The organism is Streptomyces sp. NPDC057424 (genome assembly GCF_042803315.1).
Lineage (GTDB): Bacteria > Actinomycetota > Actinomycetes > Streptomycetales > Streptomycetaceae > Streptomyces.
Genome location: NZ_JBHVCP010000001.1, coordinates 311586 through 326005, shown reverse-complemented (window position 1 = coordinate 326005; position 14420 = coordinate 311586). Strand labels below are relative to the sequence as shown.

Annotated in this window: 17 protein-coding genes; 12 read left to right on the top strand and 5 right to left on the bottom strand. The window is 72.0% G+C overall.

Annotated features, from left to right (window positions below):
• The first annotated feature begins 64 nt into the window (after window positions 1-64).
• From ACFU3E_RS01625 to ACFU3E_RS01615, 3 genes are all read left to right on the top strand, one after another.
• Window positions 65-796 (top strand): hypothetical protein, encoded by a 732-nt coding sequence (locus tag ACFU3E_RS01625; RefSeq protein ID WP_384150329.1) that lies wholly within the window; start codon window positions 65-67, stop codon window positions 794-796.
• 51 nt (window positions 797-847) lie between these two features.
• Complete coding sequence (locus tag ACFU3E_RS01620) at window positions 848-1183, top strand: DUF6233 domain-containing protein (RefSeq protein ID WP_384150326.1); 336 nt, start codon at window positions 848-850, stop codon at window positions 1181-1183.
• A gap of 279 nt (window positions 1184-1462) precedes the next feature.
• Window positions 1463-2224: a phosphoglyceromutase gene (locus tag ACFU3E_RS01615; protein ID WP_384150324.1), complete on the top strand. Its 762-nt coding sequence runs from the start codon at window positions 1463-1465 to the stop codon at window positions 2222-2224.
• A 149-nt stretch (window positions 2225-2373) separates the two neighbouring features.
• Here the strand turns inward: ACFU3E_RS01615 and ACFU3E_RS01610 are convergent, their stop codons facing one another.
• Window positions 2374-3870: a vanadium-dependent haloperoxidase gene (locus ACFU3E_RS01610; protein ID WP_384150321.1), complete on the bottom strand. Its 1497-nt coding sequence runs from the start codon at window positions 3868-3870 to the stop codon at window positions 2374-2376.
• Between the two features lie 366 nt (window positions 3871-4236).
• Here ACFU3E_RS01610 and ACFU3E_RS01605 point away from each other — a divergent pair, with 366 nt between their 5' ends.
• Window positions 4237-4716 carry a cation:proton antiporter regulatory subunit gene (locus tag ACFU3E_RS01605; RefSeq protein WP_384150318.1) on the top strand — a complete coding sequence of 160 codons (480 nt, stop codon included), beginning with the start codon at window positions 4237-4239 and terminating at the stop codon, window positions 4714-4716.
• Window positions 4717-4719: 3 nt separating this feature from the next.
• The gene (locus ACFU3E_RS01600) at window positions 4720-5916 is read left to right on the top strand and encodes a cation:proton antiporter (RefSeq protein WP_384150314.1); all 1197 of its coding nucleotides are present in this window, start codon (window positions 4720-4722) and stop codon (window positions 5914-5916) included.
• Here ACFU3E_RS01600 and ACFU3E_RS01595 read toward each other — a convergent pair.
• On the bottom strand, window positions 5910-6797 hold the full coding sequence (locus ACFU3E_RS01595; protein WP_384150311.1) for a universal stress protein: 888 nt from the start codon (window positions 6795-6797) through the stop codon (window positions 5910-5912). The genes ACFU3E_RS01600 and ACFU3E_RS01595 overlap by 7 nt on opposite strands.
• Window positions 6798-7238: 441 nt before the next feature.
• Here ACFU3E_RS01595 and ACFU3E_RS01590 point away from each other — a divergent pair, with 441 nt between their 5' ends.
• From ACFU3E_RS01590 to ACFU3E_RS01580, 3 genes are all read left to right on the top strand, one after another.
• Complete coding sequence (locus ACFU3E_RS01590; RefSeq protein WP_384150308.1) at window positions 7239-7457, top strand: hypothetical protein; 219 nt, start codon at window positions 7239-7241, stop codon at window positions 7455-7457.
• A 96-nt stretch (window positions 7458-7553) separates the two neighbouring features.
• Entirely contained in the window at window positions 7554-8549 is a 996-nt protein-coding gene (locus tag ACFU3E_RS01585; RefSeq protein WP_384150305.1) for a sporulation protein, read from the top strand.
• 146 nt (window positions 8550-8695) lie between these two features.
• A complete protein-coding gene (locus ACFU3E_RS01580) occupies window positions 8696-9151 on the top strand; it encodes a TerB family tellurite resistance protein (RefSeq protein WP_351411747.1) in 456 nt (151 codons plus the stop codon).
• Between the two features lie 203 nt (window positions 9152-9354).
• On the opposite strand, the gene ACFU3E_RS01575 is transcribed toward ACFU3E_RS01580, so the two are convergent.
• Window positions 9355-10287 (bottom strand): M56 family metallopeptidase, encoded by a 933-nt coding sequence (locus ACFU3E_RS01575; RefSeq protein ID WP_384150301.1) that lies wholly within the window; start codon window positions 10285-10287, stop codon window positions 9355-9357.
• A 6-nt stretch (window positions 10288-10293) separates the two neighbouring features.
• Window positions 10294-10683 carry a BlaI/MecI/CopY family transcriptional regulator gene (locus ACFU3E_RS01570; RefSeq protein ID WP_384150298.1) on the bottom strand — a complete coding sequence of 130 codons (390 nt, stop codon included), beginning with the start codon at window positions 10681-10683 and terminating at the stop codon, window positions 10294-10296.
• Window positions 10684-10900: 217 nt separating this feature from the next.
• Here ACFU3E_RS01570 and ACFU3E_RS01565 point away from each other — a divergent pair, with 217 nt between their 5' ends.
• From ACFU3E_RS01565 to ACFU3E_RS01550, 4 genes are all read left to right on the top strand, one after another.
• Window positions 10901-11476: a TerD family protein gene (locus tag ACFU3E_RS01565; RefSeq protein WP_384150295.1), complete on the top strand. Its 576-nt coding sequence runs from the start codon at window positions 10901-10903 to the stop codon at window positions 11474-11476.
• Between the two features lie 237 nt (window positions 11477-11713).
• On the top strand, window positions 11714-12343 hold the full coding sequence (locus ACFU3E_RS01560; protein WP_384150292.1) for a DinB family protein: 630 nt from the start codon (window positions 11714-11716) through the stop codon (window positions 12341-12343).
• Between the two features lie 164 nt (window positions 12344-12507).
• Window positions 12508-12915 carry a YciI family protein gene (locus tag ACFU3E_RS01555; RefSeq protein WP_384150289.1) on the top strand — a complete coding sequence of 136 codons (408 nt, stop codon included), beginning with the start codon at window positions 12508-12510 and terminating at the stop codon, window positions 12913-12915.
• A gap of 8 nt (window positions 12916-12923) precedes the next feature.
• Complete coding sequence (locus ACFU3E_RS01550) at window positions 12924-14069, top strand: RNA polymerase sigma factor (RefSeq protein WP_384150613.1); 1146 nt, start codon at window positions 12924-12926, stop codon at window positions 14067-14069.
• 18 nt (window positions 14070-14087) lie between these two features.
• On the opposite strand, the gene ACFU3E_RS01545 is transcribed toward ACFU3E_RS01550, so the two are convergent.
• Window positions 14088-14339, bottom strand: coding sequence for an SCO4226 family nickel-binding protein (locus ACFU3E_RS01545; RefSeq protein ID WP_384150286.1), 252 nt, complete (start codon window positions 14337-14339; stop codon window positions 14088-14090).
• Window positions 14340-14420 lie beyond the last annotated feature (81 nt).

The window sequence follows — 14420 nt, the reverse complement described above, 5'->3', positions numbered from 1 at the left end:
AAGTCGCGGACGCGTGGACCAACGGCTGACGACAGGGCCGGCGGCTCCTGAGGAGACTGCTTCCATGGAGGAAGCCAGGAACGTTCCCTTGTGGAAGAGCCCCCGGCCGCAGGCGGGCATGGCCACCGAACTCGCCGAACCGGCCTGGGCCATCGTGCTCTTCTGCGTCGCCTGCGGTGCCGTGGCCGGTGCCCTGCTCCCGCTCCTCGCCCGCCTGCTGCTGGCCTTGCCCTGGGCGCCGCTCGAAGGCCCGGCCGAACTGCTGACCTCGGTCCCGGAACCCGCTCTCACCCTCGGCACGACCGCGGTGGGCCAGCTCGGCGGCCTGCTCCTCGGCTTCACGGCGGTGCGCGAGTCGCTGTCCGTCCGCGTCTGCGACACCCACGTGACCCTGACCGTCCGGGACAGCGCCCAGGTGTTCACCCGCGAGGAGATCGCCGTGTTCTTCCGGGACGGCAAGCAGCTCGTCCTGCTCGGCCCGGACAGCCTCGAACTGGCGCGGGAGCCCTGCGGCCTGAACTGGCAGCGGCTCGCGGACGCCCTCGGCGGGCACGGCTACCCGTGGGCGGGGCAGGACCCGCATCACGCCGAGTTCCGCCGCTGGGTCCCCGGCACTCCCGGCCTGCCCGCGGGCGCGGACGCCCTGCTGCGGGGCCGCGCACAGGCCAGCGAGGACGGGGGCGACGCCGGGGAGGCCCGCGAGTTGCGCGGGGAACTGCTCCGGCTGGGAGTGGTCGTGCGGGACGAGGACAGGCGGCAGTACGTCCGGGTCGTGACCGGTGAGGTCAGCGGGTGACCTCGGAGGGTGACGTCGACGGGGCATGCCCCTGATCCTAGAATCGAACGCATGAACGACCCAGAGTCGCGGCTCGCGCTGCTCCGCTTCCTGGAGCGCGTGCAGGAGCGCGACCTGGCACGCACGCGCCGATGGATCGCGGACGAGGAACGCCGCCAGGCCGAACACCGGCACGGCCTCCTGGTCCGGCCGCCCGCGCCGGACTGGCTGATCGAGCGCGGCCTGTCCGGACGGGAAGCCGTGTACGTCCACGTCGGCGGCTGCTGGAACGCCGGCCACCGCAGCAAGGGCGTCGACCGCGACCGTGCCCGGCGTGCCCTCGCCGAAGGGGTCAAGGCCTGCCCGCAGTGCCGGCCGGACACGGAGCTCGGCTTCGTGGACGGATAGTGCGGGCACCCAGGGGCGGGGCGCCCGGTGCCCCGTTGTCCATGCCGGGGGGTTGTGGTCCGTAGCCGCGTTCGTCCCGGAGACCGGAGACCGGAGACCGGAGACCGGAGACCGGAGACCGGAAACCGTCTCCGGGACGGCGCATGTAAGGAGCGTCGGCGGTGTGCACGGATTGCAATCCGCTGGTGGTCACCGGCCACTCGACCGACAGATCCAGTCAAACGTCCGCCTGCCGGGCAGCCACGCGAACGGGCGAATGCGTGGATTACGCTCTGAGGCATGGCCGACGCACCGTACAAGCTGATCCTCCTCCGCCACGGCGAGAGTGAGTGGAACGCGAAGAACCTGTTCACCGGCTGGGTGGACGTCAACCTCAACGAGAAGGGCGAGAAGGAGGCAGTCCGCGGTGGCGAGCTTCTGAAGGACGCCGACCTCCTCCCCGACGTGGTCCACACGTCCCTCCAGAAGCGCGCGATCCGCACGGCCCAGCTGGCGCTGGAGGCCGCGGACCGTCACTGGATCCCGGTCCACCGTTCGTGGCGCCTGAACGAGCGCCACTACGGCGCCCTGCAGGGCAAGGACAAGGCACAGACGCTCGCCGAGTTCGGCGAGGAGCAGTTCATGCTGTGGCGCCGGTCCTACGACACCCCGCCGCCGCCGCTGGACGACGACGCCGAGTACTCCCAGTTCTCCGACCCGCGCTACGCGACCCTCCCGCCGGAGCTGCGCCCGCGCACGGAGTGCCTGAAGGACGTCGTCGTGCGCATGCTCCCGTACTGGTTCGACGCGATCGTCCCCGACCTGCTGACCGGCCGCACGGTCCTGGTCGCGGCCCACGGCAACTCGCTGCGCGCCCTGGTCAAGCACCTCGACGGCGTCTCCGACGCGGACATCGCCGGCCTCAACATCCCCACGGGCATCCCGCTCTCCTACGAGCTCGACGCCGGCTTCAAGCCCCTGAACCCGGGCGGCACGTACCTGGACCCCGATGCGGCTGCGGCGGCCATCGAGGCGGTCAAGAACCAGGGCAAGAAGAAGTAAGCCGAGCTGATCAAGGCCCCTGCCTGCGGTTTCTCCGTTGGCAGGGGCCTTGTTGCATGGATGCCGGGGCCTGGGCCCGGACCCGCCGTGCGAGCCCAGGCGCAGCGCTGTTGCCGGCGGTAGCCGACCCGGGTGAGAGGGTCGAGACGTCAGACGGCGAGGTTGCTGCCGTCGAACCGGCTCAGGGTGAACACCGCATCCTCCAGAGTGGCTTCCTTCGCCTCGCGCAGCACGCCGATGGCGATCTCCTCACCCAGCCGCACGGCCTCCGTGAAGTCGGTGCGCCAGTGCACACCGGCCATGTTGCGGCCGGTGGCGATGTTGGCGGCCACCTTGTTCAGCTCGCCGCCGACCGTGAGCCGGTCGGCGTCCGGGCCGGAGTACGGCTCCAGAGCGGTGCCGTCGGTGGTGGGCACGACCGGGTCGGCCAGGACGTGCGACTCGTCGAACCACGCCTTGAGGATCGTCACGCACGCCCCGGCCACCGTGGCGTGTCCGGAACCGTAGGCGGGATGGGTCGGGCTGCCCTCCGGGAACGCCTGCGGCAGCAGGTAGCTGCCGTACTTCTCGAAGACCCGCTTGACGGCGACGGAGTCCAGTACCTCGGAGTCGATGGGGTACTCGCGCTGCCCGCGGAGCTGCTGGTGGACCCGGCCGCCGAACTCCTCCGGTCGCAGCCGCCGGTGCACATACCACTTCTGGAACCAGACCGCTTTCAGGGCGCGGGTGGCGACCTCGGTGACGAGCGAGAGGACGTGCGGGCCGCCGTACGTCCCGAACCCGATCTGGTTGCGCGAGAAGTTGTACGGGTTGCCCGGGTCCGCCGGCGCGTTCATGCCGAGCAGGATGAGGGCGGCGTTGAGGTACGCCTCGTACAGCGCGTCGAAGTGCACGTAGTGCGCCAGGTCGCGCGGGGTCTGGATATAGCGCCGCGTCGCAAAGTCCCGCTCGTCCGGCTCGGGTTCGGAGCCGTTCTGCACCTCCAGCCAGTCGCCCCAGGTGGTCAGGTGGTCGACCGGGCGGACGAGGGTGTCCTGCCGCTGTGGGATCAGCAGCGTGCCGTACGGGATGTCCTTGAGCAGGAACTGCGAGAGGTACGGCCCCACCAGGTCACCCCGGGTGTCACCACGGAAGATGGTCTGCGTGGTGACCTGGCCGTTCTGCTTGGGCGCCCTGAAGTCCGACAGCCCGCTCAGTTCCGTTGCCGCCTCGGCGACCAGTTCGCTGTCGCCGAACCGCGTGAACAGCACATCGCGGCACAGTGCCATCCAGTACAGCTCCACCGCCTCGGCGGAGTTCTCCGCGCTGTCGATGCGCGGTGCCGGCCGGATGGCCAGCGCCTGGCCGTCCGGGCCCTGGAGGTCGAAGGAGGCGCCGGCCTGCGGGTTGACCAGCTTGCGGGCGTCCCCGAGCGGGATCCGCTCGAAGTCCTCGTAGCTCCCGGTGGCCAGCGCACGGCGCAGCAGATGGTAGGCGGCCGGGTCGACCTCGCCGAACTTGTCGTGCGGCAGCGCCTTGGAGTAGGTGGCCACGAACGGGTGGTCCGTCTCCTCCCCGTTGGCGGCGTGGACCGGCACGTGACGCTGGAACTCTGCCTCGGCGGCCCGGATCCGCGCGTCGCGCGCGGCTAAACGACGATCACTCATGTGAATCCCCCGTGTTCCCCGTGAAAGGTGCGAAGCGCACCGCATCCCATGAGACGTCCTGCGCCGCAGGACCGTTGCACGGAACTCGGGCAATCAAGAAGGTCTGCACATCTAAGAACCAAGCCTCCGAAACAAGTCGAAATGGAGGCTGCAATTCCGGTCCACCCGGCTGCCCTTCGGGGACTGACCGGCCCTGCCGGCGCCCGCTTCGGGGTCATCACACTGGCGGTCTCCTGTACCGAACCAGGGCGTGGTCACCGAAGGCGCTGTGGCTCGAGTGGCGAGCGATGTGTGCCGAAGATCCGTGGCAGCGGCCCGCGCTGCTCGGGGCCGGCACCTGACGCACAGCAGATGGGGATGATGTGGGTGGACGTCAACGAAGTGCTGCTGCCCGGAGTGGGTCTGCGCTATGAGTTCGTCAACCGGGACGGCGACCGCGTCGCGATCGTCGCCGGGCGCTCCGGGGACTTCGAACTGATGGTGTACACGGGCGACGACCCGGACGAGGCCCGGCCGGTGGTCCGCTTCACCAACGAGGAGGCCGACACCGTCGCGGAGATCCTGGGCGCCCCGCGTATCGCCGAGCGGTTCGCCGATCTGACCCGGGAGGTGCCGGGTCTGAGCGCGGGACAGATCCAGATCGGCCCCGGCAGCCCGTACTCCGGGCGCGCTCTGGGCGACACCCGGGCCCGGACCCGTACGGGTGCCTCGATCGTGGCCGTCGTGCGCGGCGAGGAGGTCATCGCCTCGCCCGGGCCGGCGCAGCCCCTGCGGGCCGGGGACGTCCTGGTGGTCGTCGGCACCCGCGAGGGCATCGCGGGTGTCCAGCGCATCGTCGAGGGCTGACCGTTGCACACGCCGACGGCCCTGCTGCTGGAGCTGGGGATCATCCTTGCCGCGCTCAGCGTGCTCGGGGCTCTCGCCCGGCGCTTCGCCCTCTCGTCCGTGCCGTTGTACCTGGTGGCCGGGCTGGCCCTGGGCGAGGGCGGGCTCGCCCCCGTTCCGGCCGCCCGGGAGTTCGTCGACACCGGTGCCTCGATCGGTGTGATCCTGCTGTTGCTGGTCCTCGGTCTGGACTTCACCGTCCGGGAGTTCACCGCGAGCCTTCGCCGCCACCGCCCCTCCGCCGCCCTGGACCTGGTGCTCAACGCCGTGCCCGGCGCGGTGGCGGGTTGGCTGCTCGGTCTGGATGCCGTGGGGATCATGGCGCTGGCCGGCGCCACCTACATCTCGTCCTCCGGGATCGTCGCCCGCCTGCTCGGTGACCTGCGCCGACTCGGCAACCGGGAGACCCCGGCGGTGCTGTCCGTGCTGGTGGTGGAGGACTTCGCCATGGCCGGATTTCTCCCCCTGCTCGCCGTCATGGCCGCCGGAGGCACCTGGTGGCAGGCGCTGCTCGCCGTGTCGGTGGCCGCCGCGGCGGTCGCGGCGGCGATCACCGGCTCGTACCGCTGGGGACACCACGTCGGCCGGGTCATGTCCCATCCTGACCCCGAGCAGCTGCTGCTGCGGATCCTCGGCATCACCTTGATCGTCGCGGCCCTGGCCGAGCTCATCCACGTCTCCGCCGCCGTCGGGGCCTTCCTGATCGGGCTGTCTCTGACGGGCGAGGCCGCCGACCGGGCGCGAGGCGTCCTCGCTCCGCTGCGCGATCTGTTCGCGGCCGTCTTCTTCTTGGCGCTGGGCATGTCCGTCGACCCCGGCGACCTGCTGCCGATGCTGCCTGCCGCCGCGGCTCTGGCACTGGTCGGTGTGGCGACCAAGGTGGCCGCCGGCTGGTATGCCGCGGCCCGCGAGGGCGCCGGCCGGCGGGGGCGGCTGCGGGCCGGGACGGCCCTCATCGCCCGCGGCGAGTTCTCCGTCGTCATCATCGGTCTCGCCGGTACGACGGATCAGCGCCTCGGGGCCCTGGTCACCACCTACGTGATGCTCCTCGCCGTCTGCGGTCCCGTCCTCACCCGGTTCGCGCCCACCCGCCCCGCGGTCGCCCGGCCGAAGCAAGGCCCCACCGCGCCCCACGGGCCGGCGTCCGCCGTGCGTCAGTGATGCTCGTCCGTGCCCCGCACCACCGTCACCGGGCAGTGCGCGTGATGCAGCAGGGCCTGGCTGACCGACCCCAGAAGGAGTCCGGCGAAACCGCCCCGCCCCCGGGCGCCGACCACCATCAGCCGGGCGGAACGGCTTGCCTCGATCAACACCTCGCGCGCCCCGCCGTGCACCGTCTCCTGCCGCACACTCACATCCGGGTAGCGCTCCCGGTGGCCGGCCGGCACCTCGGCCGGCAGAGGTTCCTCACCCTGCGAGAGACCGGCCGGCCGGCTCGTGTGCCGCACCGGCGCGTCCCGCGCGGCGGGCTTCGGCGCGCTCCGCGTGGTCCAGGCGTGCACGGCCACCAGACCGGTCCCGTGCAGCGCGGCCTCGGCGAAGGCGAAGTCCACCGCTTTCTCCCCCGCCGCGGAGCCGTCGACGCCCACCACGACCGGGCCGTCCGCACGCCCTTCCTCCCGCACCACGAGCACCGGGCACCGGCCGTGCGTCGCCAGATGCACCGCCGTGGAGCCCGTCAGGAGTCCCGCGAACCCGCCCCTCCCCCGGGAACCGACCACCACCAGCTGGGCGGCACGGGACTGAGCCTCCAGCACCGTCAGCGGCTCACCCGTCACCACGGCATGCGAGACCGGCACCTCCGGCTCCGTGGTCCTGGCGCGCTCCACCGCCTCGGCCACCAGACGCTCGACCGTGTTCCGGACACCGCCCGCCGGCGGGCCCAGCGGTGACGGGCCCGGCGGCGGATGCATCGCGGGCCACAGGAAGGCGTGCACCACCCGCAGCTCCACGCCTCGCAGCCGTGCCTCACGCGCCGCCACCTCCACGGCCGTCAGACCCGAGGCGGACCCGTCCACCCCCACAACCACCCGACCGGCCACGGTGCCTCCCGGATCCCGGACGCCAGACCTTGCATCTTCAGCTTCGCGCCGACGTCACCTCACCGCCAGAGAAACCCGGTGTCCGCTGACAGGACCGTCCGGTCCCTCCCCTCGTGTCCCGTCGCCGAGCACTGGAGCCTCCCCGCAGGGCCTCCTTTGCCGCCCCGGCCTGCAACCACCGGGCAGAACCGTTGCCGCCTGCGCGGCACGGGCCTCCGACGGCGGTACCGGCGAAGGAGCCGCCGGCCCGCACCCTCCGGACACGGCCTCCGGAGCGGCGAACTCGTGGCCGCGCTCGGCCTCGCAGCAGCCCGTTTTCGGCCTTTCCCGGCGTGCCCGCGCCGACCGCCCCCCACCCGGCCGGCGACAGCCCTATGCTTCTACTCGTTTGTAGAAGGCCCGCGGCAGGGCCGGGCCTCACGCACCCGGAAGAGGACACGCATGGCTTCGATCGACCTGGACAAGGTGCTCGACAAGGCGTGGGCGGACAAGAGCCTGCCCGAGATCCTGGCCGCCCCGGTGGGCGCGCTCAAGGGCGTCTCCGACCGTGACGGCGAGCTGCTTCAGGAGGCGTTCGGGGTCAAGACCATAGGCGACCTGTCCGAGTTGAAGTACGTCCGCTGGGCGCAGGCCCTCGCCGCGCTGGACGCGGCCAAGTAGCCCGCCCCGCGCACAGCCGTGGTGCCGCGCGCCCGCCCCGGCGCGCGGCACCGCACCCGAACGACACACATGCACGCATAAGGAGCGGACGCCATCATGGTGTTCAAACGACTGCTCGGATCACTCGGCGTGGGCGGACCCACCGTCGACACGGTTCTCCACGCGGGAGCCGCCCGCCCCGGCGGAGCGTTGACCGGCCAGGTCCATCTCAAGGGCGGGGACGCCGACTTCGACATCGAGCACATCACCCTGGAGCTCGTGGCCCGGGTGGAGGCCGAGCACGGCGAGGGCGAGAGCGAGGGCGTCGTCGCCTTCGAGCGGTTCACCGTCGGCGGCGGCTTCCGGCTCGGCGCGGGTCAGCAGCACAGCGTCCCGTTCACGGTGGCGCTGCCGTGGGAGACGCCGATCACCGAGCTCCACGGACAGGGCCTGGGCATCGTCCTCGGCGTGCGCACCGAGCTGGCGGTGGCCGGTGCCAGGGACAAGGGTGACCTGGACCAGCTGAACATCGCCCCGCTGCCCGTGCAGGAGGCGATCCTGGAAGCCCTCGGCCGGCTCGGCTTCGGCTTCAAGTCCGCCGACCTGGAGTACGGACGCATCGGCGGCACCGGTCAGCAACTGCCCTTCTACCAGGAGATCGAGCTCACCCCGGCGCCGCAGTACGCGCACCAGGTCAACGAGATCGAGGTGACCTTCCTGGCCGACCCGGGCGGCATCGAGGTCGTCCTGGAAGCCGACAAGCGCGGCGGCTTCTTCTCCGGCGGCCATGACGCGCTGACCCGCTTCACCGTCGGCCATCACGACTCCCGCGACTGGAACGCCGAGGTCGACGGCTGGATCCGTCAGTTGGTCGAGCACCGGACGTCGCACGGCTCCCACGGTGCCTACGGTCACGGTGACCCGCACGCCGGGCACGGGCACGGCGGACACCACGGGCACGACGGCCATCACCGTTCCGGCCCCGGCATGGGCACCGCCGTCGCCGCGGGCGCCGCCGGACTCGCGGTCGGTGTCGTCGGCGGCATGGTCGCGGCCGAAGTCGTGGACGAGGTCGGGGACTTCTTCGAGGGCGACGAGGAGGACGAGGGCTGATGTCAGGCCCCGGCAGACGGTAAGGAGACGGAAGCAGGGGGCGGGGGACGCGTCTCCTCCCTCCCTGCTGATAGCTTCTACAACATTGTAGAAAAGCTGTCCGGAGCATCCGGTCCGGGCAATCACCCGACCCGTACGGAGTTCTCATGGCCCTGTGGGACCGCCTGAAGGAGTCCGCGTCGACGATGCAGACCCAGCTCATGGCGAAGAAGAACGACCTGAAGAGCGGCGCCTTCCGCGACGCCGGCATGGCGATGTGTGCCCTCGTCGCCGCCGCCGACGGCACCGTCGACCCGTCCGAGCGCCAGCGCGTGGCCCAACTCATCGCCACCAACGAGGTGCTGCAGAACTTCGACGCCGACGACCTGCGGCGCCGCTTCGAGGAGAACCTCAACAAGCTCACCACCGACTTCGACTTCGGCAAGGTGAGCGTCATGCAGGAGATCGCCAAGGCGAAGAAGAAGCCCGCCGAAGCGCGGGCCGTCATCCAGATCGGCATCGTCATCGGCGGCGCCGACGGAGACTTCGACAAGGACGAGCAGGCCGTGGTCCGCGAGGCGTGCTATGCCCTGGACCTGCCGCCCCACGAGTTCGACCTCTGACCGACCGGACCGTGCGGCGGGCCGACGCCCCTGAGGCTCCGGCTCGCCGCGACCACGGCGACCGCCCCTGAGGCGGTGGGGGAGCGTCCAGGACGGGTCGGCCGGTGTTGTTCGTCCGCCCACTCGCGCTCCTGGCTTTCGTGCGGCTCGTCGCCGGGCCCGTCGTGCTCACCGGCCACGCTCGACGCCCCACCCCGCCCGGGTCAAAGGGGCGTTGCCGCGTGCAGGATGAAGATCATCGTCACGGCGGAGTTCGCCGACGACATCGCCGACACGGCCGCTCCCACCGTCGCGCCCCAGGTCGCCACACCCACCGACGTGAACAGCGACGGCCAGCTGCGCACCGCCGGAGCGGGTCCGAGAAGTGCCGCCACCCGGCGCGGCACCGGTCCCGCTCCGGCCACGCCCGCCAGAGTCGCCACCGGGGTGCCGCGAGACACCAGGGCCGCCTTGCCGATCGCGCAGGCCACCGCCCGGCGACTGCCGACCGCCTGGGCCGCGTCCTCATCCGCCCACCGCTCCGCTGTGTACGACACCGCCGTCCGCAGCGGACGCAGGAAGGGATTGGCCCGCGCGGCCAGCTGGGCCGCGAGGAGGAAGCGGTGGTGGCGGGCGGCCAGATGAGCCCGCTCGTGAGCGAACAGCGCACGGCGCTCGGCCGGTTCGAGGCAGTCCAGCATCGCCGTGGTCACCACCACACGATCCCGCCGGCCGCCCGGCAGCGCGTACGCGTAGGGGGCGTCGTCCGGAAGTACGGCCACCTCCGTCTCCCGCAATCCGGCCAGTGCCCGATGGGCCCGGCGGCGCACCCGCCCGTGCCGCCACCAGGTCCGGCCACAGGCCGCCAGCACCACGACGAGCGCGGGAATCGCCGCCTTGCCGACGACCTCGTCGTACGGGACCGCCGCCCGCACCTCGGGGTCGGACCAGCCGTCAGGCAGCGGGTTTCCGGGAAGCTGGGCGGTGCCGACCACCATCACCAGGCCGAGGCACAGCGTGCTGCAAGCCGCCATCACCGCGGCCACCCCGGTCAGCAGCCGCGTCGCGGTCCGCGGGTGCAGATGCTGCTCGGCCAGACGCGCGATCGGCCACGCGGTCAAGGGCAGCACCAGCGGCAGAAAGACGAACACCCCCATGAGGCTTCAGTCTTCCCCTTCGTTCCTCGACTGACCCAGCAGCCCCCGCAACAGCCGCTCGTCGTCCGGACCCAGGCCCGTCACGAAGCTGGCCAGCACCGCCTCCCGGTCGCTTTCGGAGTCCAGCACCTTGCGCATCCTGTGGGCGGCCAGCCCCGCCTGGTCCGACGCGGACGTCCAGGCGAAGGACCGGCCCGCGCGCTCCCGTGTGACCGCTCCCTTGGCCAGCAGCCGGGTCAGGATGGTGACGACCGTCGTATAGGCGAGGTCTCCCCCCAGGTGCTCCTGCACCCAGCCGGCCGTCGCCGGGCCGTCCGCCTCCCGCAGCGCCGACAGGACCAACGCCTCCAGCTCACCCTGCCCCCGCCGCCGGGGACGCTGCCGCTGCTCAGCCACGCCCGGTCTCCCTTCCGCCGCCGTCCGTTTCCCGGGCGGACATCGTATAGACGCCCCCAGGGCCATCGCGCCGCCCGGTTCCAGCGTGAGCTCTTCGACGCCGCGACCCGGGGCACGGTCATCGCGGCACCCTTCCAGTTTATCTACAGTGATGTAGTTTCTTGAGTACGGGCCCGTGCCGCGGGCCTCGACCGCACCTGCCGAGAAGGAGCACGCAGTGGGAGTTTCCCTGTCCAAGGGCGGCAACGTCTCGCTCAGCAAGGAGGCACCGGGCCTGACCGCCGTCCTGGTCGGTCTGGGCTGGGACGTCCGTACGACCACCGGCACCGACTACGATCTCGACGCCTCCGCGCTGCTGCTCGACACGTCCGGCAAAGTTCTGTCGGACCAGCACTTCGTCTTCTACAACAACCTCAAGAGCCCCGACGGCTCGGTGGAGCACACCGGCGACAACCTCACCGGTGAGGGCGAGGGCGACGACGAGGTCGTCAAGGTGAACCTCGCCGCCGTACCCGCCGAGATCGACAGGGTCGTGTTCCCGGTGTCCATCCACGACGCCGAGAACCGCGGCCAGAGCTTCGGCCAGGTCCGCAACGCCTTCATCCGCGTCGTGAACCAGGCCGGCGGCGCCGAGATCGCCCGCTACGACCTGTCCGAGGACGCCTCCACCGAGACCGCGATGGTCTTCGGAGAGCTCTACCGCAGCGGCGCCGAGTGGAAGTTCCGCGCCGTCGGGCAGGGCTACGCCTCGGGCCTGGCCGGGATCGCCTCCGACTTCGGCGTGGGCGTCTGACACCACGCGGAGACGGCGTCGGACCGACTCCCCTCGAGGGGCAGGTCCGGCGCCGCCTCCGCGCTGCTCCGGGAGCGACGCGAAGCCTTCCACCCGTCAGGAGGCCATGGGGCCGACCCCGCCCGCGGCCCCGGCGGCATCATCGTCGCGCCGGCCGGGGCGATCGGCTGACGGCCCGCGCTCCCGCCGTCCCGATATTCGGTGGCGGGCCCGCCCCGCCCGGTCCACCATGCCCGCATGGTCTCAGGTGAGCACACGGGCGAAACAGCGACGTCGGCGACTTCGGCCACGACGCGGTGGACGCGGGCGACCGTCTACCCCGACATGTGGGTCGACCCCGACGACGACCCCCGCGAGTCCGGTGCCCAGCCGGTCGGCGAACGCGGCATCCTGCTCGACTGCCTGCGCGGTTACCGCCTCACCCTGGAGATGAAGTGCGCGGGCCTGGACGCGGAGCAGATGGCCCGGCGGTCCGTCCCGCCGTCGACGATGTCCCTGCTCGGACTGGTGCGGCACCTCACCGAGGAGGAGCGGCACGTCCGCCGGGTGATGGCCGGCGAGGACGCGCCGAAGCTGTACCGCACCCAGGAGGACCGGGACGGTGACTTCAACGGTGCGGTCGCCGACCCGGCGGTCGTGGAGGAGGCCTGGCGGCAGTGGCGTACCGAGGTCGAGCGCACCGACCGCTACCTGGCCGGCGTCACCGACCTCGCCACCTGCAACACCGGCCACTCCGACTTCGGCCCCGAACCCGGCGGGCGACTCCCGCTCCGCGACATCCTGGTCGCGCAGATCGCGGAGTACGCACGGCACTGCGGCCACGCCGACCTCCTGCGCGAACGGATCGACGGCCGCGTCGGGCAGTGAGACCCTCTGGGCCCTTCCGGCGACCCTTCCGGCCTGCCGGCACGACCCCTTCGGCCGGCCGAAGGCGAAAAACTTCGGGCGGCGATGTCGAGAACCCGTGCCCCGCTCCGTCCCCGGGGTGAAGGCGGCCAGAATGGGCCGCACCGGCACCGAGGAGAACCACGATGGCCAAGTACCTCCTGCTGAAGCACTACCGCGGCGCCCCGGCCGCGGTCAACGACGTACCGATGGACCAGTGGACGCCGGAGGAGATCTCGGCGCACGTGCAGTACATGAACGACTTCGCGGCGCGCCTGGAGAAGACCGGCGAGTTCGTCGACGGCCAGGCCCTCACCCCCGAGGGAGCGTGGGTCCGCTACGACGGTGAGGGGCGCCCGCCGGTCACCGACGGCCCGTTCGCCGAGACCAAGGACCTCATCGCCGGCTGGATGATCATCGACGTCGACGGCTACGAGCGCGCCGTCGAGCTGGCCGGTGAGCTGTCGGCGGCCCCCGGTGCGGGAGGGAAGCCGATCCACGAGTGGCTGGAAGTGCGCCCGATCATGGGCGCCAAGCCCTGCATCACGGAGTGACCTCCCCGATGAACGAGGCCCTGCTGAGGAGCCTCACCCCGAGCGTGCTCACGATCCTCGTCCGCCGCGGAGCCGACTTCGCGGCGGCCGAGGACGCCGTGCAGGACGCGCTCGTCGAGGCGTTCCGTGTCTGGCCGGCCGACCCGCCCGGAGACACGAAGGGCTGGCTGGTCACCGTGGCCTGGCGCAGGTTTCTCGACCAGGCGCGGGCGGACAGCGCCCGCCGCCGGCGTGAGGACCTCGTCGACGAGGAGCCGGCGCCCGGGCCCACGTCCGGCGTGGACGACACGCTCCAGCTGTACTTCCTGTGCGCCCACCCCTCGCTGACCCCGTCGTCGGCGGTCGCGCTCACGCTGCGCGCCGTCGGCGGGCTCACCACGCGGCAGATCGCCCAGGCTTATCTCGTGCCCGAGCCGACCATGGCGCAGCGCATCAGCCGGGCCAAGCGCACCGTCTCCGGCGTGCGGTTCGACCAGCCCGGCGACGTCGCCACCGTGCTGCGCGTGCTCTACCTGGTCTTCAACGAGGGCTACTCCGGCGACGTCGATCTGGCCGCCGAGGCCATCCGGCTCACCCGGCAGCTCGCGGCCCGGGTCGACCACCCCGAGGTGGCGGGGCTGCTCGCGCTCATGCTGCTCCACCACGCCCGGCGCGCAGGCCGGACCGCGCCCGACGGCAGCCTGGTGCCGCTGGCCGAGCAGGACCGCGGCCGGTGGGACACCACGGCGATCGCCGAGGGCGTGGAGATCCTGCAGGCGGCCCTCGCCCGCGACCGGCTGGGCGAGTTCCAGGCCCAGGCCGCGATCGCGGCACTCCACGCCGACGCGCCCACCGCCGGGGAGACGGACTGGGCGCAGATCGTCGAGTGGTACGACGAACTGGCGCGCCTGACCGACAGCCCGGTCGTCCGGCTCAACCGCGCGGTGGCCGTCGGTGAGGCCGACGGACCGCGTGCCGGACTCGCGGCGCTCGCGGCACTGGACGGTGCCCTGCCCCGCCACACCGCGGTGGCGGCCTACCTCCACGAACGCGACGGCGACCTGGAAACGGCGGCCCGGCTGTACGCCGACGCGGCCCGCAAGGCGCCCAACCTCGCCGAACGCGACCACCTGACCCGCCGGGCGGCCCGCCTCAACGCCGGCCGGCGCCGCTGACGGGCCGCGTGCGGCTGGTCACCGCACGGTCAGCGGCACGGGGTGCACCTCGTCCGCCTTGTGGCCGGCGCGCTCGTGGATGCGCTGGACCGCTTCGGCAGAGGGGGCCTCGGAGAGGCAGTAGACGTGGCCGGACTCCGGGTCCGCCCAGGCCATCTCGAAGTGGACCTGCTCGTCCTTCTCGATCGCGAGGTCCGCGTTGTGGGCTTCACGCAGCTGTTCCTCCGTGATGCCCTTCATGCCGCGATGGACATCCATGAACTTGGCCATGGCCTCGCGCCTCCTTCCCGGCACGGAACTCGCCCGCGCCGCCTTGCCTCCCTCCCATGCTCCGCCGATACGGCCACCCGG